Genomic DNA, 26,279 nt, shown 5'->3' on the forward strand with positions numbered 1-26,279 from the left:
CCGGTCGCCCGATCAGGGCCGGCCGGCCCGATTGCGGCCGGTCCGAGCCCCAACCGGAGACCGGAGAGCGTCGAGGCCCCGCCGCGGGCTCAGGCGTACTGCGGGCTCTCCGCGCGGTCCGCGGACTCCTCGAGTTCGAGCGGAGGCGGGGCCGAATCGACCTGCCCGTCCTGTTCCACGCCGGGCAGCAGCCGCGGCAGCACTGTGGCTCCCGCCGTCGCGGCCAGCGCCGAAGTGTTCGCGATCGTCCATCCGACCGGCCCCAGCGGAGTGCAGCCGAAGTACGTCCCCAGACCGGGTGTCATCACGATCACCCCCAGCACCGCGCCACTGGCGGCGGTGGTGAGCCAGACCAGCGGGCTGCGGTAGCCCGCCACCAGGGTCTGACCGAGCTGGGTGCCGATCAGCGCCACCAGTCCGATGGTGTCCGCTCGCCGCCGGGTTCCGGTGTAGCGACCGGCCATCCAGGCGACCGAGGCGCCGGTGGCCGTGGCGACCCCGCGAACCCCGATGGTGCGCAGCAGGTCGGCGCCGAGGCTGGCCGGAGGAATCGCGGCGAGCTGACCGGCACGCTGTTCGGCCCAGTCGTTGTCGGGCTCGGGGGACTCCTGATCGCCGGCCAGTGCGAGCGCGAGTGCCGGGAACATATCGGTCAGCAGGTTCACCAGCAGGAACTGGCGGGTTCCCAGCGGGGCGCGGCCGCCGACCGCGGTACCGAACAGCGTGAACGCGACCTCACCGGCGTTTCCGCCCACCAGGACGGCCACCGCGTCGGCCACCCGCTGCCACATACTCCGGCCCTCGACCAGCGCGTGCAGCAGTGCCCGCGGATCCGGTTCGGTGAGGACCAGGTCGGCGGCGTTACGGGCGGCGGCCGAACCGTGCGCGGCGATTCCGATCCCGATATCGGCGGTGCGGATCGCGGCGGCGTCGTTGCTGCCGTCGCCGGTCATGCCCACGACGTGCCCGGTCCGGCGCAGGGCCGCCACGATGCGCACCTTCTGCTCGGGATCGACACGGGCGAACACGGTGCTGCGTTCGATGAGTTCGGTCTGCGCGGTGTCGTCGAGTTCGTCGAGGTCGGCGCCGGTGGTGACGGTGTCGACGGTGATGCCCAGCCGGCGCGCGACGGCCGCCGCCGTGACCGGATGGTCGCCGGTGATCATCCGGACGCCGACACCGTTGTCCTCGAGTGCGCGGACCAGATAGGGAGTCTGGGGTCGCGGTGTATCGGCGATGCCCAGGAATCCCATCAGGGTCAACCCCTCCACCACATCTTCGACATCGTCGGGCGGACCGGGCAGGTCGCGCCGCGCGACCACCAGCACCCGCAGACCCTGTTCCGCGAGGTCGTGCACGGTGGCCTCGGCCCGCTCCCGCTGACCGTCGGTGAAGGCCCGATCCGATTTACCGGACGCGCCGCCGCGGACCCGGGTGCACCGGGGCAGGACGACCTCGGGCGCACCCTTGACCACGAGGCGCAGTTTGTGCGCGGTCCGGCCGAACGCCGCCGCGTACCCCCGGTTGGATTCGAACGGTATCTCGTCGATCGGGTCCCACTGGTGCGCGTCCGTGCCCAGGATCTCGGCGGCGGCGTCCAGTACGGCCCGGTCCGTGGCATGCAGGACCGGGCCGTTGTCCGGGTCGGGGCAGGCGCGCGCCGCGGCCCGCAGCAGCCGCCGGGCGGCGTCGCTGTCGCTGCCGGGCTCCCACTGCTCATCCAGATCGGCGAGCGCGGTCAGCCGCAACCGCCCCTCGGTCAGGGTGCCGGTCTTGTCGAAGCACAGGGTGTCCACCCGGCCCAGGGCCTCGACGGCGCGGTTGGCGCGGACCAATACGCCATAGCGGGAGAGCCGCCGCGCCGCGGCGAGCTGCGCCACGGTGGCGACCAGCGGTAGCCCCTCGGGCACCGCCGCGACCGCGACGCCCACTCCGTCGGCGATCGCCGCCCGCAGGGTGCGGCCGCGGAGACCGCCGAGCGCGGTCACTATCGCGCCGCCGGTGAGGGTGAGCGGTAGCGCGCGATCGGTGAGGGCCCGCAACTGGGCCTGGACGCCGCCCTTCTCCGGCGGCACCGCGCCCGCGGTGGCGCGGCCGGCCTGCGTATCGGCGCCGACCGCGACGACCACCGCCACCGCCGCCCCGCTCACCACCGTGGTGCCCTCGAATACGAGGCAGGCGCGGTCGCCGAGCGCCGCGCCCGGCGTCGCCTCGACCTGTTTGGGTACGGTCACCGACTCCCCGGTGAGCCCGGACTCGTCCATTTCGAGTTCCTCGGCCCGCAACAAGCGGGCGTCGGCGGGCACCACCTCCCCGGCGCGGATGGTGAACACATCGCCGACCTGCAGACAGTCGGCGGGGATATCCGTGCCGGCCGGGTCCTCGGCGTCGATATCGGCGCGGTCGATCACCCGCGCGGCCAGCCGCTCGCCCTCGATGAGATCGAACAACTCGTTCTCGGCGGCCTGGCGCTGGCGCGCGGAGATCATCGCGTTGACGGTGAGCACCGACGACAACAGCACCGCGTCGGAGGGGGAGCCGAGGATCGCGGTCGCCGCGGCGCCGACACCCAGGATCGGGGTCAGCGGATCGGCCAGTTCCCGGCGCATATGGCCCAGGAAATCGGTCAGCGAGGACATGCGGGCCGCGACCGCGCCGCGGTCCGCGGGTTCGTCGGTGGCGCGGTCGGTCACCGGTTCCGGCTCCGGTAGTCGGGCCAGCACCTCGTCCGGTTCCAGAGCGTGCCAGGGCAGCTGGGGCGCGTGCTCGGCGGACGGGCGGGTCCGGACTGCGCGCGCACCGGCCACCGCCCCGTTGAACAGGCCGGCGAAATTCGCGGCGATCATGGGCGCGGTCCGGGAGCGAGTGGCGGGCGAGGCCGCGAGCAGCAACCCGGTCAGACTGCACGCCGACAGCGCCAGGGTCCGGCCGCGTTCGCTGACCTGCCGTGCCGGCCCCACCACGCCGAGGGTCCGCTGCACCTGGCCCAGATTCCGGCACAGCAGATCGGCCGACCAGGGCACATGGATACCGCCGCCTTCACAACCGACGAGGCCGACCGCCACATCGGCGCGGTCGAGTGCCTTGTGCGCGCGGGTGGCCAGCACCGCGACCCCATGCCCCTGCTTCTGGAGACGATGCACATGGGAGCTCAGCGATCCCTGGGCGTTCACGAATTCGTCGGCGAGGCTGCGGAGTTCGCCGGCGTCCCGGTGGCCGGCGAGCACCACCCGCAGCCCGGCCCGCCGCGCGGTCCCGAGCACATCGTGTGCCCGCGGGTCGAGCTCCCGCCCGACCAGCACGCGGCCCAGCACCCGCTCGCCCTCGCGCAGTTCGCGCCATACGGGGCGGGTGGTGACCCCGCGGTCGGGAGCTCCCGACTCGGGGCGCACCAGCCGCACTGCCTTCCTGCCCCCGGTGCCCTCGTCGTCGGGGGCAGCCCACAGCAGCCGTTGCGCGGTGCTCCAGACCCGCGCGGCCGGCCAGCCCTCAGCGGTCGTCTCCACCTCGAGCACCACCCGCCCGGACGTGGCCAGCGCTTCACCGTCGATGACCAGAGCGGTGATCCGGTCGAGCCGCCGCCACGCCGCGGGATGCAGAGTGAGCACGCCGGCGCCGGCGAGTGCGGTGGACACCGTCGCGGCGAACACTTCGCGTCCGGCGCGCGCGGCTTTCGGTGCGCCCAGCATCAGCGCGTCCGGCACGTCACCGATACGGCCCAGACCGGCCAGGGTGGCGGCGCCCGCCAGCGAGGCGGCCGCCGTCTCGTCGGCGACCCTCTCCACCGGGCCCCGTGGCATATCGGCGGGCCGGGTATAGGACGGTAGCGGTTCGGCGACCCCGAAGTGCTCGGCATCGACGATATCGGCCTCCCATTGCTGCCACTGCCCACGCCGGGCCAGTGTCTCGGTCAGGACGAATCCGCGCTGGACCGTATCGGCCAGCAGGTTGGTGACTCCGCCGGCCGCGCCCTCACCCAGCGCGGCCCCCGCGGCGTTGGCGATGGCGAGGACCATATCGGTGCGCGCGCTACCCAGCCGCTCTTCCAGATGCGCGCGCAGCCGGGGCTGGGCGTCGGTGAACGCCGCCACCGCGCGCACGCTACGCATCAACCCGCGCAGCGGGGGCACCGCGCCCACGGCCGACACCGCGATAGCGCACACGTCACCGGCCACTTCGATGGCCGCGGCCAGGACCGGTTCCCGGTCGGCCGGGAACTCGTCGGCGCGACTCCAGCCGGTATCGGCGACATCGGATTCCTCTTCGACCTCTTCCACCGCCGCCAGCAGCTTCTCCAGGTCGGCGCCGCTGGACAGCGCCGTGACGATCCGCCCCGTGACCGCGTTGACCCGCCACCATTCCACTCCGCGCAACCGGCCGAGGTGCTGGTCGAGCGAGCGGGTCACCGCCGATCCCTGACCGTTGTCCAGGCCGCGCACCTCGATGGTCGCGTGGTCCTCGGTCACCTCGATCCGGCGCTGGGCGCGGCGGTCACGCGGGTCGATCAGAGCGGCCAGATCGTCACGCAGACTCGCCGACTCGTCTGATTCGAGCGTCGACAGCCCGGACGCGACCGTCGTGACGACCTTCTCCACCGCCCGCCACGGTGCCTCGACCGCCCGGACCCCGGTGTCGACGGCACGGCCGGTACCGGTGCGCGCCACCGCTGCCGCGGTGGCGACCGGAGCGGTCAACAAGCGGGGAGACAGCATGCTTCGCACAGAGGGACCCATGGGGGGCGCCTACCCTGCGGCGGCCCGGTCAAACGCCCGGCGATCGGCATATCCGCCGCTCGGAGCGCGATCACGGCCGGTATCGAGTGCGAGTCGGTGCCCGGACGCTACGGTGTCGGGACGTCCGCGGTACCGCCCCCGGGTTAGCCTGCAAAGGGTGCGGTGGGCGGCACATGCCCACCCGGCAGGGCACGGCGCGGACGCGAGACCGGCGGACGCGGTGAGCGCCCAGCAGCGGTGCTCGCCGGGCCGCGCTCACGGGTAGACCTCGACGGAGGAGTCCTATGCGCTGTGTGGTGTTCGGGGCCACCGGTTACCTCGGTGGGCGGCTGGTACCGGAACTGCTGCGGGCCGGTCATACAGTGCGGGTGCTCGCGCGCACTCCGGGCAAGCTCACCGACGCGCCGTGGCACGACCGGGTGGAGATCGTGCGCGGTGACGTCACGGTCGCCGCGGACGTGCGCGCCGCGCTGGCGGACCAAGAGGTCCTGTACTACCTCGTGCATTCCCTGACACGCTCGGATTTCGACACTGTGGACCGCGAGGCCGCGACCATCGTCGCCCAGGAGGCCGCGGCGGCCGGACTCGGCCGGATCGTCTACCTCGGTGGGATCGCGCCCGCCGGACAGGACCTGTCCCGGCATCTGTCCTCGCGCGCCGAAGTCGGCCGGATCCTGCTCGACGGCGCCGTCCCCGCGCTGGTGCTCCGGGCGGCGGTGGTGATCGGTTCGGGTTCGGCCAGTTTCGAGATGCTGCGCTACCTCACCGAACGCCTGCCCGCGATGGTCACCCCGCGCTGGGTGCGGTCACGGATCCAGCCGATCGCCGTCCGGGATGTGCTGTACTACCTGACCCGGGCGGCGGCGGTCCCCGCCACCGTGACCGGCGCTTTCGATATCGGGGGGCCGGATGTCCTGACCTACGAGCAGATGATGCGGGTGTACGCGGAGGTCGCCGGACTGCCGCGGCGGGTGATAGTGCCGGTGCCGGTGCTCACGCCGTGGCTGTCGGCACAGTGGGTGAACCTGGTGACGCCGGTGCCCAGGGCGATCGCCGTCCCCCTGATGGAATCCCTGGTCAACGATGTCGTGTGTGCCGAGCACGAGATCGCCGCGTACATCCCCGACCCCGGGGAAGGTCTCACCGGGGTCCGGCGCGCGGTGGAGCTGGCGTTGACCCGGATCCGGGATCTGGATGTGCCGACCCGCTGGTCGGATGCCGGTCCCGCGCCCTCCGAGCCGCTGCCCACCGATCCGGTGTGGTCGGGCGGATCTCTTTACCAGGATCTCCGGGAGCGTCCGACAAGCGCGGATCCGGCCGCGCTGTGGACGGTGATCGAGTCGATCGGCGGCGAGCACGGCTGGTATTCCTTTCCCCTGGCCTGGTCGTTACGCGGCTGGCTGGACCGTCTCGCCGGGGGCGTCGGGCTGCGTCGTGGCCGGCGCGATCCGCACCGCCTCCACGAGGGGGAGGCGCTGGACTGGTGGCGGGTGGAGCGGATCGAACGACCTACGCTGCTGCGCTTGCGCGCGGAAATGCGGGTTCCGGGCCGGGCCTGGCTCGAGCTGGAGGTGCGGCCGGGGAACGGGCGTGGCGGTGCGATCTACCGGCAGCGTGCCGTTTTCGAGCCGCACGGGCTGGCCGGGCACCTGTACTGGAAGTCGATCGTGCCTTTCCACGCCCTGGTGTTCGGCGGGATGAGCCGGAACATCACCGGCGCGGCCGAGCAGGCCGACGGTGGTCGCGGCGGGCCCGCACGACCCGGGGCGCTGGGTGCGCTGCGCCTTCCCGGCCGGGGAGCGCGCTGAACTTCCCTGCTCACCACAGCTTTCGGGGCGGGTGTGCGCGGGCGGCGCGGTGCGGTGTCGGAGGTCGCCGATACCCTCGGGCCCATGTCGTTGGCATGGTTGCGTTCCCACGCCGTCGCCTGGTCACTGCCGCGCAGTCCGGGCACCCTCGCCGAGGCCCTGGCCGAACTCGAGTTCGTCCAGGCCGACCCCATCCGTTCACCCGCCCGCGCACAGGACCTGATCCTGCGGCATCGGGTGCGCGGCTACCGGGTCGGCGATCTCGACCGCGACTACCGCGCGCTCGGCATCGACGAGGACCTCCTCTACGCATACGGCTTCACCGTGCCTCGCCTGCGCCCGTACCTGCATCCTCGCCACCATCCGCGGGGTGTCGACGGTGGATTCCCGCACGACCGGCGATCGGCGGCGATCCTGGACTTCGTCCGGGAGCGCGGAGTGGTGCACCCGCGCGAGCTGCAGGCGCATTTCGGGCACCGCGGTGTGGTCAACGCGTGGGGTGGTACCTCGTCGGCCACCACGGTCGCGCTGGAGGAACTGCATCGCTACGGGTTGCTGCGGGTGGCCGACCGTGTGTCCGGTATCCGGCGCTACGAACTCGCCGAGCCACCACGGGTCGTCCTGGAACCCGCCGAGCGCCGGCGGGCCCTGGCGCTGCGGGTGGCGCGCACACTGGCGCCCGCCACGGAATCGACTCTCTCCGCCACAGTCAATCGCATCGTCCGGCCGATCGGCGGCGCGACCGGCTCGGCGACCATCCGGGAACTCCTGGCCGGCGGCGAACTGTCCGCCCTCACCATCGACGGAGTCCGCTACCTGTGGCCGTCCGATCTGGCACCCACCGACCGCGCGCCGCAGGCGCGGGTCCGCTTCCTGGCGCCTTTCGACCCCCTCGTCTGGGACCGGAAGCGCTTCGGCCTGATCTGGGGCTGGGACTACCGTTTCGAGGCCTACACCCCCGTCGCCCAGCGGGTCCGCGGGTACTACGCGATGCCGATGCTGTGGCGCGACCGCGTGATCGGCTGGGCGAACTGCGCGGCTCCGGGCGGCGCGGTCGAGGTCGGATATGTGGACGGCGCCCCGAAGGGCCGGGCCTTCGCGACCGCCCTGGACGCGGAAATCCAACGGCTGCACAGCTTTCTGGACCCGAACTGACCCCACACAAATCCCGTGGCGACTGCTTTCTCCCCACTTCGGTCGACGGCTGCCCTGAACAGGTCGTACAGCCGCTGCGGGAGTGGACTCCCGCCGCGCCGAAACAGGCCGGTCGTTGCTGCCCGCGGCCGCCGGAGCGGTCGGGGCATGAGGCGTGGCCGGTTTCTCCGGGCGAGACGGTGGGTAGCCGCCGACGGACCGGCCCCGGCAGTCGCTGCCCGACGAATCGCGGCGCACTCGGCTTGCCGGGGCGATAGTACTCGAGGCCGGAGGTGGCGGATATGAAGGCGGTGACCTGGCAGGGCAAACGGGACGTCTCGGTCGAGGAGGTGCCGGACCCGGGGATCCGGGAACCCGGCGACGCGGTCGTCCGGGTGACATCCACGGCGATCTGCGGCTCGGATCTGCACCTGTACGAGCTGCTCGGTCCGTATATGAGCCCGGGCGATGTGCTCGGCCACGAGCCGATGGGCATCGTGGAGGAGGTGGGGCCCGCGGTGCGGAACCTCTCGGTGGGCGATCGGGTGGTGGTGCCGTTCCAGATCAGCTGCGGTGAGTGCGAGATGTGCCGGCAGGGGCTGATGACCCAGTGCGAGATCACCCAGGTCCGCGAACAGGGCTGCGGGGCGGCGCTGTTCGGCTATTCGAAGTTGTACGGCCAGGTGCCGGGTGGTCAGGCCGAATACCTGCGGGTGCCGCACGCGGACTTCACCCATATCCGGGTGCCCGACGACGCGGACGATACGCGATATCTGTTCCTGTCCGATGTGCTGCCGACCGCCTGGCAGGCCGTGGAGTACGCGGCGGTCCCGGACGGCGGGTCGGTGACCGTGCTGGGGCTGGGGCCAATCGGCGATATGGCCGCGCGGATCGCGCACCATCGCGGGCTGCGGGTGATCGGCGTGGATCTGGTGCCCGAGCGGCTGGATCGTGTCGCCGCGCGCGGTATCGAAACCATCGATCTGCGGGCGGTCGGGGACGGCCTGGCCGACGCCATCCGCGACCGTACCGAGGGCCGGGGGACCGACGCGGTGGTCGAGGCGGTCGGGATGGAGGCGCACGGGTCGCCGTTGGCGGCCACGGCGCAGCGGGCGGTGTCGTATCTGCCTACGCGGGTGGCGCGGTCCGCGATGGACACCATGAGCGTGGACCGGCTCGCGGCGCTGCACACCGCGATCGATATCGTCCGGCGGGGCGGCACCATCTCGATCATCGGTGTCTACGGCGGAACCATGGACCCGATGCCGATGCGGACTCTGTTCGACAAACAGATCCAGCTGCGGATGGGCCAGGCGAATGTGAAGCGCTGGGCCGACGACATCCTGCCCTTGCTCGACGACAGCGATCCGCTGGGGGTGGACTCGTTCACCACCCACCGGATGCCGTTGTCGTCGGCGCCGCAGGCCTATCGGATGTTCCAGACCAAACAGGACGGCGCGGTCAAAGTGGTGCTCGACCCCGCCGCGTGAGCCGGGTACCGGCCGCGGCCGGTCAGGTGATGGCCAGATAGCCGGCGAGCCCGAACCCCAGCAGGGCGACACCTATGCGCATCGCGGTGGGCGGTAGCCGGGCCACCAGCGGCGGCCCGTACCACCCGCCCGCGAACGCCCCCAGGCCCATGGCCACCGCGGCGAGCCAGTGCACCGGTCCGAACACGGCGAACCCCACCGCCGCGACGAGATTGACGACACCGGTCAGCACGCTTTTGAGGACACTGGCCCGCCAGATCGTCTCCGAGGTGCACACCAGGATCAGGGCGAGGAACATGACGCCGACCCCGGCGCCGAAGTAGCCGCCGTAGACGGCGACGACAGCGGTGGCGAGCGGGTACAGCCGGGGGAAGGTCCGGCCGCCGGCGAGTTCGCGCAGTGTGGGCTGTAACAGCAGGCTCGTCGAGGCCATGGCGATGAGGAAGGGGACGACCGCGGCGAAGATTTCGGCCGAGGTGGTGAGCAGCAGGGCGGCGCCGCCGAGCCCGCCGAGCGCGGCGCAGCCGGCATGGATCAGCAGCGCCCGGGAGTCCTCGTTGACCGCCGCACCCGCCTTCGCGGTGGACCCGACGCCGACGGCGACCATGGCGACGGTATTGGTGACATTGGCAGAGACCGGCGAGAGCCCGGCGGCGAGCAGGGCGGGATAGGAGATCAGCGAGGCGATACCGGTCACGTAGCCGACCAACCCGGCGAAGAATCCGGCGACCGTGACGAGGCAGAAGGTGAGCACGGTCAAGGGCGGGACTCCTCGTGGAACGATGCCGGCGGGCGGCGCCGCCGGGGCAGGGAGGGACGGGCCGGTGCACCGCGTGGTGTGCCGGTCGTCACGGCGCCGTTGCCGGATCGTGCCGGGACGATCCGCCGCAGCATAACGGTCGTACGGGTTACTGTTTCGCGGGGCCGCGTCGCCCGGTGGGTCCGGCCCGTGCGAGGTGTCGTCACCGCGGTATTTGCGACGAATCGAGAAAATGTCTCATCGAGGGGTTGAACTCGCGACCGAAGTGCGGAATACCTATTAGGGACCAGGTGATGTCGCGACGACGCGGCACGGACCCGAGGAGACAGACTGTGCGCACATTCACCGGCAAGGACGAGGTTCTCGCCGCGGTGGGGGAGACGCTGGGCACGAGCGACTGGGTGGAGGTCACCCAGCGGATGGTCGACCAGTTCGCCGAGGCCACCGGAGACCATCAGTGGATCCATGTCGATCCCGAGCGTGCGAAACGGGAGAGCCCGTTCGGTGGGCCCGTCGCGCACGGCTACCTGACGCTGTCGCTGCTGCCACTGCTCGGTTCGCAGATCTTCGGCTTCGCGAACGCGAAACTGGGCATCAACTACGGCTCGAACAAGGTCCGGTTCCCGAGTCCGGTACCGGTGGGCGCGAAAGTGCGGTCCACGGCCGTGCTGGCCGATGCGACCGAGGTGTCCGGTGGCGCGCTACAGCTGGTCGTGCAGCACACGGTGGAGATCGACGGCGGGTCCAAGCCGGCGCTGATCGCGGAGGCGGTGAGCCGGGTCGTGTTCTGACCCGGCTCCGCGGGTCAGCGGTCCGCGTCCGTGAAGCGGATGATTCCGCGGATATTGCGGCCCTCGAGCATATCGGCGACGCCCTCGTTGATCTGCTCGAGGGTGTATTCGCGGGTGATCATATCGCCGAGTCCGAGATCGCCCAGTTTGTAGAGCGCGAGCACCTCGGGAATGAGCAACTGCGGGTTCCCGCCACCGAACAGCGTGCCGCACAGGCTCTTCTGCTGGAAGGTCAGTGCCGACAGGTTCATGCGCGGATTGGTCTCCGCGGCGTCGCCGGTGGCGGCGAGGACGCAACTGCCGCCCTTGGCGGTGATCCGCATCCATTTCGCCAGATCGTGGCCGTCGCACCGCCCGACCGCGACGATCACCGTGCGGCACATCTGGCCGCCGGTGACCTCGTCGATACCGCCGATCGCGCTGTCGATCGTCGGATAGATATGGGTGGCGCCGAATTTCGCGGCCTGCGTGCGTTTCGATTCGATCGGATCCACCGCGAAGATGCGGCGGGCGCCGGAGATGACCGCCGCCTGGATCGCCGCGGTGCCGACCGCGCCCGCACCGACCACCGCCACATCCTCGCCGGGGCGGACCGTCGCCGTATTCACCACGGCGCCGTACCCGGTGGTCACACTGCAGCTGGCGAGGCAGGCGATATCGAACGGGATCGACGGGTCGATCTTGACCACCGAACTCTTGTGCACGACGGCATAGGGGGCGAACGCGCCGATCAGTGAGGTGGGGTGCACATTGCGGTCGCGGGTGCGGATGCGGAAGGTGCCGTCGGACACCGCCCCCCGGGTGAGTAGATCCTGGCCGCGATCGCACAGGTTGTGATGGCCGGACAGGCAGGATCGGCACATCCCGCAGGCCGGGATGAAAGAGAACACCACGTGGTCGCCCACCGTCAGCCGGTCCACTCCCGGGCCCACCTCGACGATCACTCCCGCGCCCTCGTGCCCGCCCAGGATCGGGAACTCGGCGGTGGGCACATCGCCGCTGGCCAGACGTTGATCGAACTGGCACAACCCGGCGGTCTCGACCCGGACCTTCACCTCGCCGTACTGGGGATCGCCGATCTCGATCTCCTCGACCGACCACGGCTGCGCGTAATCCCAGATCAATGCACCCTTGGCTTTCATCGGCTTCCCTTACTGTCGTGGCGGCGTCGCGCGTCGGTTCGCGGCAGTACTCAGGTTGCCTGATAATGACGTTCTCGGAAAGTGTTATATCGAATTTTCCGAAACGGTATCCGCCGCGGTTCACGGCCGCACCGCGCACGACGCCGCGAGGGCATGTGGGCGGTGTGCCGCGAACCGACCGGCTCAGTACTGCGCCGCGCCCAGATCGACCGAGATACTGCCGGCGGTGACGAACCGGGATTCGTCGCTCGCCAGCCAGCACACCGCGTCGGAGATGTCCTCCGGCTGGGCGATTCCTTCCGGGAGCAGGGGAGTGTTCATCCGGGTCAGGAGCTCGTGGGTCTCCGCGGCCCGGGTGAGTGCTCCGACCATGTCCCCGGAACCCATCGGCGTGGCCACCGGGCCGGGGGCGACACTGTTGACCCGGATCGAATGCCTGCCGAGTTCGGCCGCCAGCGCGCGGGCCATGCCGGTGACGGCATGCTTGCTCGCGGTGTAGTGCACCATGAACGGCTGCATCGCCACACCCGAGGCGGAACTGATCAGGATGATCGAGCCGCCCCGCCCACCCTCGATGATCCGGGGCGCGCCGGCCGCCACGGTGTTCCAGGTGCCGGTCACATTGGTGTCGAGCACCGCCTGGAACGACTCCGAGGTGATGGCGTCCCACGGTTCGGGGATACAGATCCCGGCGTTGGCGACGATCACGTCGAGCCGGCCGAAGGCGGCCGTCCCGGCGTCGACGACGGCTCGCAGCGCGTCCGGATCGCGGGTATCGGCTACTTCGGCGACGATCTTGCGGCCGGTCTCCTCGACCAGACGGACGGTTTCGTCGAGATCGGCGCGAGTGGCGGCGTCGTAGGGCACCGCGGGGGGAAGCGGACCGCACAGGTCCGCCGCGATGATGTCGGCGCCCTCGGCCGCCAGCCGGACCGCGTGGGCACGGCCCTGACCGCGGGCCGCGCCGGTGACGAAAGCTACTCTGCCGGATAGCCGACCGCTCACTTGCCGTTCTCCTGTCGTTGCGAACACCTCCGACCATTGTGTGCCGGGTGGGCCGCGCCTTGCACGTACGGAGTCGGGAACGGGCAGTACCGACGAGGGTGCCCCGCACCTTCGGGCGAGCTACTCCGACAGCGCCTTCAGAGCCAGTTCGGCCAGCTCCGGACGGCAGATCAGCAGATCGGGGAGATACGGATCGGGGCGGTTGTAGAGCAAGGGGCTTCCGTCGAGGCGGGAGACATGCAAGCCCGCCGCGGCCGCCACCGCGACCGGTGCACAGGAGTCCCACTCGTATTGGCCGCCCGAATGGGCGTAGATATCGGCGCTGCCCCGGACCACCGCCATCGCCTTGGCGCCGGCCGATCCCATCGGGACCTCGGTCGCCCCCAGCCGGGCCACCAATCGCCGGACCTCGAAGGACGGGCGGCTGCGCGAGAGCGCGATCCGCACGGTCCCGGGCGGCGGCGGTGGCGGGAGGACCGGCGGCTGCCCGGTGTGCAGCACCAGACCCTCGGCGGGGAGCGCGACCGCGCCCGCGGCGGGCCTGCCGTCCACCGCGAGCGCCACATGCACCGCCCAGTCGGTCCGTGTGGGTTCACCGTATTCCCGGGTCCCGTCCAGCGGGTCGACGATCCACACCCGGGACTGCCGGACGCGGTCCCCGTCGTCGGGGGATTCCTCCGAGAGCACCGCGTCCGCCGGGCGTTCGACGGCCAGCCGCCCGAGCAGGAAATTGTCGGACCGCCGGTCGCCGACAGCGCCGCCGAGTTCCCGGATGCCGAGCAGCAGTGTCCCGGCTTCGCCGGCCAGTGTCGCGGCGAGTGTGTGGTCGTCCATGAGGATCCTTCCCGGCGAGCGGTGCCGCCCAGATCCATATACCACGGTGCGTCCGGTGCACTCGTCGCGTGGTTCCGCAGACCGGTAGCGGCGGCCGGAGGGGCCGGCGCGGCAGGTCAGTAGGCGATGAACAGGATCTCGTCGCGCGAGTAGTCGTGGCCGGGGTGGTTCTCGGTGAGATGTTTACGCACGACGTCGACCAGTTCGTCCTCGGTGGCACCGGTCAGATGTTCACCACAGGGGCAGTTGAGCCTTGTCTTCACGGGAATTCCTCTCTTCGCGTACAACGATTCGCCGAACAGCGTACGTCTCCGATGGCGGGGACGACGGATATGGAGACTGCCGCGGCCGTATGCGGGATGCCCACCCCTCCGCAGACCCCCGACGCGCCGACCGGCGATATGTCGATCACGGTCGGCCTGAACACCGCGAAGGCGGTCGGATCACCCGGGCCGAGATGGACGCCTGGGCGTTGCGCTCCCCTCAGCGGGCGGCACCGAGGTCTGATCAGGCGCGCCGGACCGGCATCCGTTCGATGCCGTGGACGAAATCGCTGTGGCCGTACTCCGGGTCGCCGAGCACCACCTCGGGGTTCCGGGGGAGCAGGTCGTGGAACAGTAGCCGCAGCTGCATTCTGGCCGGCCATGCGCCCAGGCAGAAGTGGCCTCCGCCGCCGTCGAAACCGGAATGCGGGTTGGGGTCGCGGGTGAGGTCGAAGATATGGGGCGCGTCGAGTGCGGCGTCGTCGCGATCGGCCGAACAGTAGGACAACACCGGTTTCTCGCCCGCCCGTACCGGGGTGCCGGCGACCTCGGTATCGGTCACCGCGTGCCGGGCGAAATGCAGGACCGGCGTCGCCCAGCGGATGAACTCCTCGACGGCGCCGCCGAGCCGGCCCGCTGGATCCTCGAGCAGTCATTCACGCTGTGCGGGTTGGTCCACCAGCGCCTTGAACCCGTGGGAGATGGTCTGTTCGGTGGTATCGTTTCCCGCGGAGGCGAGCAAGACCATGAGCGCCGATCTCTTCGTCGGTGAGCCGATGGCCCTCCACCTCGGCGGCCACGATCGCCGACATCAGGTCCTTGCGTGGGCTCTGGCGGCGCCGCGCGGCGAGTTCTGTTCCGGCGCCGTGCAGGACGGCGAACTGGGTCATGAAGAAACCGGCACGTTCGTCGAGGCTCGCGTATTCCTCGTCGGACGAGCCGAACATCGCTTCGTCCGCGTACGCGACGGTTTCCCGGTCGGCGCGGTCGATGCCGATCATGTCGGAGACGGTTCGCATGGGCAGTTTGCGGGACAGGCTGTCCACGAGGTCCACCGGCTGCTCGCCGTGCAGTTCGGCGAGGAACTCGTCGACGATCTCGGCGGCGTTGGCCGCGATCTGGGATTCGATGCGGCGCACCTGCCTCGGGTGAACGCGGCGCTGAGGATACGCCGGTACCGGGTGTGCCGGGGCGGGTCCATGCTGATGCCCAGGCTCGAGGTGAACAGTTCGGGATGCCGGCTGACGTAGGCGATATCGCGCCGCCGGGTCACCGCCCGGAATCCGGGTTCGGAATGCGGGAACACGGCGGGTGCGGGGTGTGCCAGGTGAGCTCCGGTTCGGCGCGCAACCGGGCGAATACCTCGTCGCGGGCCGCGAAGTCACGGGCCCAGAACTATCGAGCGGGTGGAAGGGGCGGGTGGTGGCCGGGGCGCTGTCGGCAGGATTCATGAGCGGGCTCCGGGCTCGGCAGACCATCGATACCGCACGCGGTGCAGGGCGGGGACGAGCGCGCGCCGGTAGCGGAAATAATATTCTCTCAGAAAGAGAATTATCTTATACTTCGGCGGGACCGGCTGCCTCGGCAGGTGACCCTCCGGGTCGAGGGGCGGCGTGAAACATGGTGGAACTGGACAGATGCCGTGAGCTCTTCGAACGAATCGTGCACAGTGGCCGACGCACCCGACCAGTCGGGCCGGACCGCTGTGGTGACCGGTGCGAACACCGGGATCGGACTCGAAATCGCCCGTGGCCTGGCCCGCCGGGGCGCGTCGGTCGTGCTCGCCTGTCGTAACGATATCGCCGCCGCGACGGCGAAAGCCGATATCGAGGACTCGGTACCGGGCGCCGACATCCGGACGGCGCATGTGGATATCGGCGACCTGAGCTCGGTCGCCACCTGCGCGCGACGGTTACACGACGAACTCCCCGGCATCGATCTGCTGATCAACAATGCGGGCGTGGTGGCCGGCACCTGGACGCCGACCGTCGACGGTTTCGAAAGCGATTTCGGCATCAACTTCCTCGGGCATTTCGCCTTGACCGCCCAGGTGGCCGATATGATCACCGCCGCACCGGCCGGCCGGATCGTCAGCGTGGGCAGCCTGAGCCACGGGCGCCGCACCGCGGCATTGGATTTCGAGGATTTACAGTCCGAGCGCAGCTTCGGCCGGTTGGTGACCTACTCCCGCTCGAAAATGGCCTCCATGACATTCATGGTCGAATTGCAGCGCCGGTTGGCGGCCGCGGGGTCGCGAGCGCTGTCGGTCGGTGCCCATCCCGGCGGGGTGCGGTCGACCATCCTGCGCGACCGGAGCCTGCTGGTCCGGATCGCCTACAGCGATGTGGTGATGACGCTGGCACGTCTGGTCACCCAGACGCCCGAGGGGGGCGCTCGTTCCGTGCTGCGGGCCGCGCTCGACCCGGAAGTCCCCGGTGCCGGGTTCTACGGTCCGGTGCGCCGGTGGGGACTGGTCGGCCCGCCGGTCCGGTTGTCCACCCCGGCCGGCGCCGCGGACCCCGCGGCCGGTCGTCGGCTCTGGGCGGCCGCCGAAGAGCTGACCGGCGTGGAATTCGCGCTCGGATCGCCGCGGCGCCCGGTCGCGGGCGAGGTGCCGGTGCGCGGGGCCGCGGTGGCCCCGGAGACAGGCGCGGCCGGCGAGACCGCGTAACCACCCGAGCGGGGGCGCGCGGATCAGCGGGAGTCGCGGGGCCGGATCAGTCCCTCCTGCATCGTGGTCGCGCACAACCGGCCCGCCCGGTCCAGGATCTCGCCGTGCGCGAGCCCGCGGCCACCACCCGCCCAGCGACCGTACTGATCGTGCAGGAACCACTCGTCGACCCGGAGCGGGGCGTGGAACCAGATCGAATGGTTGACCGTGGCCACCTGGAGTTCCCGGTCGCGCAGGGCCTCGCCGTGTGGTCCCGTGGTCGCCGACAGCAGCAACAGATCGCTCAGATACATCAGGCACGCGGCCTGCTCCAGGCCCGAATCGGGCACCGGCATCCGGGTGCGCAGCCATACCCGCTGTCGCGGGCCGGAGGCGGCTCCGCGCATGGCGTGCGAGCGGGCGGGCGGATCGGGGAACCGGGCGTCCACTCCGAGCGCGTCGAGGAAGGCGGTGGTCCAGCGCATGGCTTCGGGTTGCTCGGCGAAGACCTCCGCGGGATCGGGTGCCTCCTCGGGGCCGGGGGTGTCGAGGGCGGCGACCTGGTGGGCCAGACCCTCCTCGGGCCGATGGAACGAGGCGAGCATCGTGAAGATCACCCGACCGTTCTGGACCGCCTCCACCCGCCGGGTCGAGAACGAGCCACTGTCGCGTACCGGCTCCACCACGAACTCGGTCGGGACGGTGGTGTCGCCCGGCAACAGGAAATAGGTCTGCGCGGAATGGATGGGCCGGTCCGCCGGAGCGGTGAACCCCGCCGCCAGCACCGCCTGACCGGCTACTTCGCCGCCGTAGCTGCGGCGTGCGGGTCCGGCGTGCACGCGCCCGCGGAAGCGGCGCTCCCCGACGCGTTCGAGAGCGAGCCGATCGGCCACCGATTCCGCGGGCCGTACGCTCTCCAGAGTCATGGCCACCTCCGTGCGGCGCGAAACGGCCGTCTGCCGCGGTGTCGGAAAAGGTCGGATCCCATTATGGCGCGGGCGCCCGGCGTGCCGGGCGCCGACTCCCCATCCGGCTCCGGGGCACGGCCGAGCCGTACCCCGGTTCGCGGCGATTCACTTGGGCGCGAACCGCATTCCGGCGTCCAGGCGCAGGCACTGGCCGTTGAGCATGCCGTTCTCGACAATGGCGGCGGCCAGCTTCGCGTACTCTTCCGGGCGTCCCATCCGCTTGGGGAAGGCATTGCCGGCGACGAGCGGGGTGACCATCTCCTCTGGTACTCCGGCGAGGATGCCGGTATCGAACAGTGACGGCGCGATGGCCAGCACCCGGACACCGACCGAGCCGAGGTCGCGCGCCATGGTCAATGCCATGCCGGCGATACCGGCTTTGGCGGCCGTGTAGGCGACCTGTCCGATCTGGCCTTCGAAGGCGGCGATGGAGGCGGTATTGATGATGACGCCGCGTTCGCCGTCGGCGTTCGGTTCGCCCTGGCTCATATGCCAGGCCTGCAACCGATTGAGGTTGAACGTGGCGATCAGGTTCAGATCGATGATCCGGGTGAACGATTCCAGGTCGTGTGGGCCTGTTCTGGACAGGGTGCGCTCGGCGATCCCACCGCCGGCGGTGTTGACGGCGATATCGAGGCCGCCCAGTTCGGCCACCGCGTCGGCCAGCACGGTTTCGACCCCGGCGTGGTCGGTGACATCGACCTCGAAGAAGGAACCACCGAGATCGGCCGCGATCTTGTTGCCCTCACCGGCGGTCCGGTCGACGATCGCGACCTTCGCCCCGCGCGCGGCCAAGAGCTCGGCGCTGGCCCGTCCCATCCCGGACGCGCCGCCGACGACGACTGCGCGTGTTCCCTGAATCTCCATAGTCCCTGTCTTTCTCGGTGTGATGCCCGGTCGTCGCACGCCGAACGTATACCGGCCTACGTTATAGCGCCGGGGTGCGACCGGACCACGGTTTTCATAGAAGTGTCGGTGATAGTGCTGGTCGAGCGATCAGGCGCCGGCCTGGAGACTCTGCGCGGCGAGTCCGACGGTCGCCGGTCCGGAGCCGACGAGCATCCGCTGGAACGCTTTCTGCTCCCGCATGCCCCGCGTTTCGGCACGCGCCCGCGCGCCCGGGCTGATCCGGGTGGCCGCGCTGCGGACGAGATTGACCGGCAACCGCAGCATCGGATACCACGGCGGCATATACGGCCACAGGCCGAGCTTGCGCATGGCGCCGGGGCCCAGGTACATGGTGGCGATCGAAAGATGCTGTGCGCGGGCGATCCTGCCGCGCAACCACGGCAGATTGCGGTAGTTCCAGGTGAGTGGATCGTCCGCCATCGGCAGCGCGAGCCGGCGGGTGGTCTCGTCGGGGTTGGTGATGGCGGTCATGCAGTGGTAGAGGATCCGCACACTGTCGCGGAATCCGGTGGGCAGCCATTCGTCGGCGACACCCATGAGCCACCCCACGTAGCGCGCGAGATGAGCGGCCGCCTCCCGGTCCGCCCGCGCGGGCAGGATTCCCATCGCCATCCCGCCGATGAACGGCGCGATGAGGGCGCCGACCAGCGTCGCCGCCATATCCGTCTGATTGATCGGCAGCCCCCAGGCGTCGCCGTCCCAGTCCGGCATGGCGCCCACGTGCCGGCGGACCAGCGAGTGGACGAATCGTACGTGCAGGGTCGACCGGTATCCGGGCCCGAACTTCTCCATTCCGTTCTGGACGTCCAGCGCCCACTGCATGGTTTCGGCGAACCGCTGAGCGGGACCTTTCTCCAGAGCTCCGGTACGCAGCAGTGTCTTGTTGAAACCGGAGGCGAGATAGCCACCGAGGAAGGAGACGTCTCGGGCCAGGTACAACCCGTCGAATCCACCGCGGCGCAAGACCTGTTCGCCGCGGCGCAGCGTCCGCACATCCAGCCAGGCCGGCGGCGTCTCCACAACCGTGAAGAACTCGCGCAGTGGGGCAGGGGCGTCGGGGACCGAATCGATCCCGGTGTGCAGGGCCTGTTCGAACAGTGGCCGGGTGGTGCTCATCCCCGTCGTGATCATCCAGTCGACCAGTGAATCCATCGGTTCGTCCCCGATCAGCAGGGAGGCGCCCATGGCGTCCCACTGCTCGGCGTCGGGCGCGCCGATACCCATCATGAGGGCGAACGGTCGCAGTCCGGGGACCCGGACCGGAGCGGCGGGGTGACGGGTGGGGACTGCGGCACCCGTGTTGTCGGAACCCATGAAACGAATGTATGGACTGCGTTACATTGTGTCAATCATGGGATTCGCGAGGTCCGGGAGAAGCAGATGGACGATGCCCGTCGTTATGTGGTGATCGGAGGCGGGCTCGCCGGCCTGGCCGCGTCGGTATGGCTGGCCGAGGCCGGCAAACAGGTGACACTGCTCGAACGGCGGGCCCGGTTGGGTGGCCGTACCCAGGCGATGGAGGTCCCCGAGGTCGGTGACACGCCCGACAACGGTCAGCATGTGGTGGCCAGCGGCTATCGCAGCCTGTTCCGCTACCTCGAGAGCGTGGGGACCCGCGACCGCCTCGAGTTCCCGGGCGCGGGTACGCTGCGCTGGCCCGGCGGACGCGCGGTCCTGTTGCATACCAGAGGATTCCGCGCGGTGCGGACACTGCTCGGCGCCCATCCCGACGCGGGGCCGCTCGATCGGTTCCGGGCGCTGCGCGCGACGGTCCGGCTCGGACGGCAGGCCCTGTTCCAGCCCGCGGATCTGGCCGATATCACGACCGAGCAGTGGTTCGAGCGGGTGGGCATGCCCGCCACGGCGCGGGAGGCGCTGTGGGACTGGCTGGCCCTCGGTATCGCGGCCGAGCCGGTTCAGCGGGAGTCGGCGAAGGTGTCGCCGACGTTCTCGCGACCGGCCTCCGCATCGGGGCGCAGGACCGGGTCGGCGTCACCATCGGTTATCCGACGGTGGATCTGGACGCCCTCTACATCACCGGCGCCGAGCGGGTATTCGCCCGGTACGGTGTCGATGTCCGCTTCCGGACGGTGGCTCGCCGGATCATGATCACCGACGGTCTGGTGACGGGAGTGCGACTGGCCGACGGGACCGAGATCCCGGCCGACGCGGTGGTCTGCGCGGTACCCAATTCGCGGATCCACGGTCTGCTCGACGAGCTGCCCGAACATGCCGAGATCTACGCGGCCGCGGACAAACTGGGCGTCACCCCGATCGTCAGCACCAACCTGTACCTGGACCGGCCGCTGCGCACGAGATCCGCGATGGAAGCGCTGATCGGCGGGACCGGCGTGATCGACGAGGTCTTCGACCGGCAACGTATGCACGGCCGGGCCCCCCGCGGTGCCTGGCTCTACTGCCTCACCACCAGCGGCGCCTACGAACAGATCCACAAGAGCAACGACGAGATCGTTCAGGAACAGCTGGCGCTGATCCGGCGCTACTATCCGGAAGCCGAAGCGGCGCGACTGGTACACGCCCAGGTCGTGAAGATGCCGAAGGCCACGTTCTCTCAGGTGCTGGGCACCACGGGGCTGCGCCCGGAGCAGCGGACCTCGGTGCCGAATCTGGTACTGGCCGGCGACTGGACCCGCACCGACTGGTCGGCCACGATGGAAAGTGCTGCCCAGAGCGCGGAGCGAGCGGTGGCGGCGCTGCTCGAGCATGCCGCCGCGGCCGACCGTGCGCGCTGAGTCGGGAAGTACCCCCTCGCGCGAGCGCGGTTGGCCGGACGGCGCATTCGGTGTGTCCGCACACGACACGGATTCCGGTGTCGATCGCATTGCCGCGCAGGGTGGCTCGCGGTGATATCGCACGACGTTCGCTTCGCCCGGAGAGGAACCGGTTCGAATCCGTTCGGGACGCGACGGCGAGACCGCCGGCCGGGTTCGCGCCGACCTCGCACGGGTGTGCGCGGTGCCTAGGATCGACGAACAAGACGGGGCCGACAAGGAGTTACGACCGTGGTGAAGATTTCCCGGACCACCCAGGTGTCCGACAGTATCGTGGTGCGCATCGATCCGGAGACCGCCTACGACGCGGTGACCGATGTGACCCAGATGGGCAGGTGGAGCCCGGAGAACACCGGGGCCGTGGTCCCGGAGCCGGGCCGGCCCGTCTATCCGGGTATGGAGTTCGTGGGCGCCAACCGGCGCGGTGCCATGCGCTGGCACACCGGATGCACGGTGGTGGTGGCCGAACGGCCGAGCCGGTTCGTCTTCGAGGTCCGCCGCTGGGGGGTGTGGAAGCCGTTGCTGCCGGTGGCCGCGGCCACCTGGGAGTACCGGTTCGAGGAGGTGTCCGACGGCACGCGGATCACCGAGACCTGGTACGACGATCGCGCGGGTTGGCCGGACACTCCCGCCCTGTGGTTCGACCGGATAGCCACCGGCAAACGGGGGTTCGCCGAATTCCAGAAGGGCAATATCCGGCGGACCCTGAAGCGGATCAAGGCCGAACTCGAAATTCCCCGCGGGGCCTGAACCGGGCCCGCACCTGCGACGGACAGGTGTGCAGGTCGTTATTCGCGGCCGCCGGAACGGAACTCCGAACTCGCGTGGCACGGCGCATCGTGATCACGGCGCGGTAGTTGGCCGAGCGTCCGATTGGTTATTGACACCCGTCTCGACAGGTGTCTAGTTTTGACTCGCTCGCGGAAGATTCCACGGGCACTCCGCTTGTCGGCTGTCCCGGCCGCCGCGTTCCGGGGCCGGGCGCGGCGGTGTGGCTGTTGCGCGGAGTTGTGCACAGCTGTTCGGAGGTCGTCCTTGTCCGCATTCCCACGGCGCACATTCCTGAGTGGTACCGCGGCAGCGGCCGCCGGTCTCACCGTCGCCGGTACGGCCGTCGCCTCCGCGCAACCCGCGAGCCGCAGCCCGCGGCGGCGCACTCCCGTTGTGCGCGAGGAACATCGGGTGATCGTCATCGGCTCCGGATTCGGCGGCGGGATCGCCGCGCTCCGGCTGGCTCGGGCCGGTGTCCCGGTCCTGCTGCTCGAACGCGGTAGGCGCTGGGCGACCGGGCCGAACGCGGACACCTTCGGCAACCCCATGAACCCCGACCGGCGACTACTGTGGCACGGTTCGGATCCGCAACTGTTCGGGAAACCGGTGGCGCTCGAGCCCTACACAGGCCTGCTCGACGCGGTCGTCGGCGAGAATATGACGGCGCTGTGCGCGGCGGGGCTGGGCGGTGGTTCCCTGCTCTACCAGGGAATGTCGTTGCAACCGAGCGAAGCGGTGTTCACTACGCATTTCCCGCAGGAATTGGACTGGCAGCTGATGGACCGCGTGCACTATCCGCGCGTCGCGGCCATGTTGCGGCTGGCGGTGGCGCCCGACGAACTGATCGCCCACCCGCACTACAAAGCCGCCCGCCTCTTCGCCAGGAACGCCGCGGCCGCCGGCCTGCCGGTGTCCAAGATCCCCATGCCCATCGACTGGAATTTCGCCCTCGCCGAAACCCGTGGTGAAATGGCGGCCTCCTACACCAACGGTGCCGGCGCGTTCGGGGTGAACAACGGCGGTAAGCATTCGGTGGATGTCACCTACGTGGCCGCCGCCGAGGCCACCGGACTGGTCGATGTGCAGGTCATGCACAACGTCACCGATGTGGAACGCGGGTCCGACGGCCGCTGGCTCGTGCACGTCGATCGGACCGACGAGACCGCGCGGGTGCTGGAGAACAAAATCCTCACCGCCAAGGCCCTCGTCATGGCCGCCGGCAGTCTCAACACCACCGACCTGCTCGTGCGCGCCGCGGCCAAGGGCCTCATTCCGGATATGCCCGACCAGCTGGGCGCGGGGTGGGGGACCAACGCCGACCGGATCTACACCTGGACCGACCTGGCCGAGGACTTCGGCGCCGAACAGGGCGGACCGGTCGTCTACGGCAGCTTGAACTGGGACGATCCGGCGACGGCGCATACCGTTATCCAGGCCTCGATTCCACCGCTGGGTATGGACGCGCACACCACCATGCTCGTCGGCTACGGGGTGAGCGAAGCGCGGGGCCGCTTCGCCTACGATTCGGCCACCGACAGCTCCCGGTTGTTCTGGCCCGCGGACGGTGACGCGGCCATCCAGTACGGCCGGATCGAGAAGACCGTGCACAAGGTGGCCGGGCCGGCCTCGGTGATCGGTGATACCAATCGCGCCTTCCCCTCGACCTGGCATCCACTGGGCGGCGCCTGTATGGGGACGGTCTGCGATCTCGACGGACGGGTGCACGACCAGCCGGGGTTGTATGTGCTCGACGGTGCGCTGCTCCCCGGCAACGCCGCCGCCTGCAATCCGTCGATGACCATTGCCGCGGTGGCCGAACGGGCCATGGACAACCTGGTCGCCGAGGATGTGGGATCGCTCATCTGAAGGCTGCCGCCTCCGGTTTCGGCGGACCCGCCCGCATCCGGGTTGTGCGAACGGCTCCACCACGAGTAGAACAGGTTCTAGTCCCGAGTTCCCCGACCCGATCGGGAACGAGACCGTACCCCTCGACCGGAATGAGAACCGTGCCTGTAGCGCTGACCGCCGACCAGGCGGCACTGGCCGAAACCGTGACCGGATTCGCCGACCGCCGCGCCGGTCGCGGATACCTCCGTGCGAACACCGAGGAGCTGAAAGCGGGTGTGCGGCCGACTTTCTGGCCCGACCTGGTGGCACTCGGCCTGGCCGGGGTCCATCTGCCGGAATCGATCGGCGGCCAGGGCGGCACACTCGGCGATCTCGCGGTGGTGGTCGCCGAATCGGGTCGGGCGCTGCTGCCCGGACCCCTGCTGCCCACAGTGGTCGCCAGCGCGGTGCTCGCCGCCGCGGCGGGGGAGGACCGCGTCGATGCCCTGCTGCGGAAATTCGCCGCCGGGGCGACCGGCGCGGTCGTCGCGCCCGAGCACGCGATCACGGTGGACGATGGCGTCGGTGAGACCGCACGACTCGGTGGCGTCACCGGGCCGGTGCTGGGCGCCGCGTCGGCCGAACTGTTCGTGGTGGCCGCGGCGTCCGGTACGGAGACCCGGTGGTTCGTCGTCGACCGGGCGGCCGCGGGACTCGAGGTCGTGGTGCGGGACGGCGCCGACCTGGGCCGGGATATCGGCGAGATCCGGTTCACCTCGGTCGCCGTCGATACGCCGGTCGCGCTCGATACCGAGCGGGCCGGGGCGGTCGCCGTGGCACTGTCGGCCGTGGAAGCCGCGGGGGTGATCCGCTGGTGTTCGGACACCGCCACCGCCTACGTCACCTCGCGGACCCAGTTCGGCCGGCCGATCGGCGCCTTCCAAGCGGTGCAGCACCGCACCGCGCAACTGTTCATCACCAGTGAACTCGCCACCGCGGCGGCCTGGGACGCGATCCGCGGCCTCGACGACGACGCGCGACAGCGGACGCACGCGGTCGCGGGTGCGGCGCTCACCACCCTCGGCAGGGCCGTACACGCGGCCGTGGAATGTCTCGGCCTGCACGGCGCGATCGGGTTCACCTGGGAGCACGATCTGCACCTCTACTGGCGTCGAGCGATAGCCCTGGCCGCGCTGGCCGGGCCGGTGGAATCGTGGGAACTGCGGCTGGGCGAGGCGGCCCTGCACGGCGCGCGTACCTTCGCCGTACCCCTGCCCGAGACCGATTCGTCCTTCCGGGAGGAGATTTCGCAGATCCTGGACCGGGCGGCGGAACTGGACAACCCGGGTCCGTCGAAGATCGGCGATACCGATGCGGTGAATCCGGGGCCGCGCCGGACGCTGCTGGCCGACCACGGCCTGGTCTCGCCCCCGATGCCGCGGCCCTACGGTATCGAGGCCGGACCCCTCGAACAGCTGATCCTGCAGGACGAATACGACCGGCACGGGATCGCCCAGCCCTCTATGGGAATCGGTCAGTGGGTGGTACCCATCGTGCTGCACCGGGGCACACCCGAACAACTGGCCCGGCTGGCGGCTCCCGCGCTGCGCGGGGAAGAGATCTGGTGCCAGCTGTTCAGCGAACCGGAGGCCGGATCCGATGTCGCCTCCCTGAGCCTGCGGGCCACCCGGGTCGAGGGCGGGTGGGAGTTGACCGGGCAGAAGATCTGGACCACGCTGGCCCATCGCGCCGATTGGGGGTTGCTGCTGGGCCGCACCGACCCGGACGCCGAACGACACCGCGGACTCACCATGTTCCTGGTCGATATGCACGGCACCGGGGTGACGGTCCGCCCGATCACCCAGGCCAGCGGCGATGCCGAATTCAACGAGGTGTTCTTCGACAATGCCTTCGTGCCCGATTCGATGGTCCTGGGCGAACCGGGGCAGGGCTGGACGCTGACCCTGGAGACGCTGGCGCAGGAACGCCTGTTCATCGGCGGTGTCCGGGACCCCGGACACAACAAGCGGATCAGAGAGATCATCGAGCGCGCGCAGTACGCCGGCAGTCGTGAGGACGCGCTGCGCGCCCTCGGCCGCATCAGCGCCCGAGGGGCGGCCGTCTCGGCGTTGAATCTGCGCGAGACGATCCGGCGGCTGGACGGTCAGCCGGTCGGCCCGGCCACGAGTGTCGCGAAGGCGGCGGCCTCCATGCTGCACACCGACGCCGCGGCCGCCGCTCTGAACCTGATCGGCCCGGCCGGGGCACTGGGCGAGGCGGTCTCCGAACCGGTTCACCACGAACTCGATATCCCGACCTGGATCATCGGCGGCGGAACGCTGGAGATCCAGCTCAACACCATCGCGACGCTGGTGCTCGGCCTGCCCCGGAAATAACGTGCC

General features: G+C 70.3%; 17 protein-coding genes and 3 pseudogenes. 10 read left to right on the forward strand and 10 right to left on the reverse strand.

All coding sequences use genetic code 11. From position 1 onward, the window contains the following. Nucleotides 1-89: 89 nt before the first annotated feature. A complete protein-coding gene (locus tag ABZV91_RS00390) occupies nucleotides 90-4,712 on the reverse strand; it encodes a cation-translocating P-type ATPase (protein WP_355233399.1) in 4,623 nt (1,540 codons plus the stop codon). A 305-nt stretch (nucleotides 4,713-5,017) separates the two neighbouring features. Between ABZV91_RS00390 and ABZV91_RS00395 the strand changes: the two genes are divergently transcribed. From ABZV91_RS00395 to ABZV91_RS00405, 3 genes are all read left to right on the forward strand, one after another. Beyond that, on the forward strand, nucleotides 5,018-6,541 hold the full coding sequence (locus ABZV91_RS00395; RefSeq protein WP_355233401.1) for an SDR family oxidoreductase: 1,524 nt from the start codon (nucleotides 5,018-5,020) through the stop codon (nucleotides 6,539-6,541). Nucleotides 6,542-6,625: 84 nt separating this feature from the next. Further along, nucleotides 6,626-7,696: a crosslink repair DNA glycosylase YcaQ family protein gene (locus ABZV91_RS00400; RefSeq protein WP_355233403.1), complete on the forward strand. Its 1,071-nt coding sequence runs from the start codon at nucleotides 6,626-6,628 to the stop codon at nucleotides 7,694-7,696. Nucleotides 7,697-7,977: 281 nt separating this feature from the next. Beyond that, entirely contained in the window at nucleotides 7,978-9,165 is a 1,188-nt protein-coding gene (locus tag ABZV91_RS00405; RefSeq protein WP_355233405.1) for a zinc-dependent alcohol dehydrogenase, read from the forward strand. A gap of 22 nt (nucleotides 9,166-9,187) precedes the next feature. Here ABZV91_RS00405 and ABZV91_RS00410 read toward each other — a convergent pair whose 3' ends face one another. Then, nucleotides 9,188-9,925: a sulfite exporter TauE/SafE family protein gene (locus ABZV91_RS00410; protein WP_355233407.1), complete on the reverse strand. Its 738-nt coding sequence runs from the start codon at nucleotides 9,923-9,925 to the stop codon at nucleotides 9,188-9,190. Between the two features lie 332 nt (nucleotides 9,926-10,257). Between ABZV91_RS00410 and ABZV91_RS00415 the strand changes: the two genes are divergently transcribed. Next, nucleotides 10,258-10,716 carry a MaoC family dehydratase gene (locus ABZV91_RS00415; RefSeq protein ID WP_039824335.1) on the forward strand — a complete coding sequence of 153 codons (459 nt, stop codon included), beginning with the start codon at nucleotides 10,258-10,260 and terminating at the stop codon, nucleotides 10,714-10,716. Between the two features lie 14 nt (nucleotides 10,717-10,730). On the opposite strand, the gene ABZV91_RS00420 is transcribed toward ABZV91_RS00415, so the two are convergent. The 4 genes from ABZV91_RS00420 to ABZV91_RS00435 all read right to left on the reverse strand — a co-directional run bounded on the left by ABZV91_RS00420 (nucleotide 10,731) and on the right by ABZV91_RS00435 (nucleotide 13,960). Continuing rightward, nucleotides 10,731-11,858 (reverse strand): NDMA-dependent alcohol dehydrogenase, encoded by a 1,128-nt coding sequence (locus tag ABZV91_RS00420; RefSeq protein ID WP_355233409.1) that lies wholly within the window; start codon nucleotides 11,856-11,858, stop codon nucleotides 10,731-10,733. A 183-nt stretch (nucleotides 11,859-12,041) separates the two neighbouring features. After that, nucleotides 12,042-12,863, reverse strand: a complete 822-nt coding sequence (locus ABZV91_RS00425) for a mycofactocin-coupled SDR family oxidoreductase (RefSeq protein WP_355233411.1) — start codon at nucleotides 12,861-12,863, stop codon at nucleotides 12,042-12,044. 120 nt (nucleotides 12,864-12,983) lie between these two features. Further along, nucleotides 12,984-13,697: a 3'(2'),5'-bisphosphate nucleotidase CysQ gene (locus tag ABZV91_RS00430; RefSeq protein WP_355233413.1), complete on the reverse strand. Its 714-nt coding sequence runs from the start codon at nucleotides 13,695-13,697 to the stop codon at nucleotides 12,984-12,986. 116 nt (nucleotides 13,698-13,813) lie between these two features. Next, nucleotides 13,814-13,960 (reverse strand): DUF1059 domain-containing protein, encoded by a 147-nt coding sequence (locus ABZV91_RS00435; RefSeq protein WP_063814553.1) that lies wholly within the window; start codon nucleotides 13,958-13,960, stop codon nucleotides 13,814-13,816. A gap of 99 nt (nucleotides 13,961-14,059) precedes the next feature. Between ABZV91_RS00435 and ABZV91_RS00440 the strand changes: the two are divergent. Beyond that, a pseudogene (locus tag ABZV91_RS00440) lies at nucleotides 14,060-14,190 on the forward strand (acetyl-CoA C-acyltransferase); the annotation flags it as partial. Nucleotides 14,191-14,204: 14 nt separating this feature from the next. Here ABZV91_RS00440 and ABZV91_RS00445 read toward each other — a convergent pair. Then, nucleotides 14,205-15,355, reverse strand: a pseudogene (locus ABZV91_RS00445) (cytochrome P450); the annotation flags it as partial. Nucleotides 15,356-15,602: 247 nt separating this feature from the next. Between ABZV91_RS00445 and ABZV91_RS00450 the strand changes: the two are divergent. Continuing rightward, entirely contained in the window at nucleotides 15,603-16,631 is a 1,029-nt protein-coding gene (locus ABZV91_RS00450; protein ID WP_355233416.1) for an oxidoreductase, read from the forward strand. A gap of 23 nt (nucleotides 16,632-16,654) precedes the next feature. Here ABZV91_RS00450 and ABZV91_RS00455 read toward each other — a convergent pair whose 3' ends face one another. The 3 genes from ABZV91_RS00455 to ABZV91_RS00465 all read right to left on the reverse strand — a co-directional run bounded on the left by ABZV91_RS00455 (nucleotide 16,655) and on the right by ABZV91_RS00465 (nucleotide 19,801). Next, complete coding sequence (locus ABZV91_RS00455) at nucleotides 16,655-17,536, reverse strand: acyl-CoA thioesterase domain-containing protein (protein ID WP_355233417.1); 882 nt, start codon at nucleotides 17,534-17,536, stop codon at nucleotides 16,655-16,657. Between the two features lie 147 nt (nucleotides 17,537-17,683). Beyond that, nucleotides 17,684-18,445 (reverse strand): SDR family NAD(P)-dependent oxidoreductase, encoded by a 762-nt coding sequence (locus ABZV91_RS00460; RefSeq protein ID WP_355233419.1) that lies wholly within the window; start codon nucleotides 18,443-18,445, stop codon nucleotides 17,684-17,686. 129 nt (nucleotides 18,446-18,574) lie between these two features. Next, nucleotides 18,575-19,801 (reverse strand): oxygenase MpaB family protein, encoded by a 1,227-nt coding sequence (locus ABZV91_RS00465; RefSeq protein ID WP_355233421.1) that lies wholly within the window; start codon nucleotides 19,799-19,801, stop codon nucleotides 18,575-18,577. Nucleotides 19,802-19,867: 66 nt separating this feature from the next. On the opposite strand from ABZV91_RS00465, the pseudogene hpnE reads away from it, so the two are divergent. The 4 genes and pseudogenes from hpnE (at nucleotide 19,868) to ABZV91_RS00485 (ending at nucleotide 26,273) form a co-directional block, all read left to right on the forward strand. Further along, a pseudogene (hpnE, locus tag ABZV91_RS00470) lies at nucleotides 19,868-21,240 on the forward strand (hydroxysqualene dehydroxylase HpnE). A gap of 270 nt (nucleotides 21,241-21,510) precedes the next feature. Beyond that, on the forward strand, nucleotides 21,511-22,029 hold the full coding sequence (locus ABZV91_RS00475; protein WP_355233423.1) for an SRPBCC family protein: 519 nt from the start codon (nucleotides 21,511-21,513) through the stop codon (nucleotides 22,027-22,029). Nucleotides 22,030-22,314: 285 nt separating this feature from the next. Further along, on the forward strand, nucleotides 22,315-23,916 hold the full coding sequence (locus tag ABZV91_RS00480; RefSeq protein WP_355233425.1) for a GMC oxidoreductase: 1,602 nt from the start codon (nucleotides 22,315-22,317) through the stop codon (nucleotides 23,914-23,916). 131 nt (nucleotides 23,917-24,047) lie between these two features. Beyond that, on the forward strand, nucleotides 24,048-26,273 hold the full coding sequence (locus ABZV91_RS00485; protein ID WP_355233427.1) for an acyl-CoA dehydrogenase: 2,226 nt from the start codon (nucleotides 24,048-24,050) through the stop codon (nucleotides 26,271-26,273). The last annotated feature ends 6 nt before the right edge of the window (nucleotides 26,274-26,279 follow it).

Source organism: Nocardia sp. NPDC004568 (assembly GCF_040609955.1).
GTDB lineage: Bacteria > Actinomycetota > Actinomycetes > Mycobacteriales > Mycobacteriaceae > Nocardia.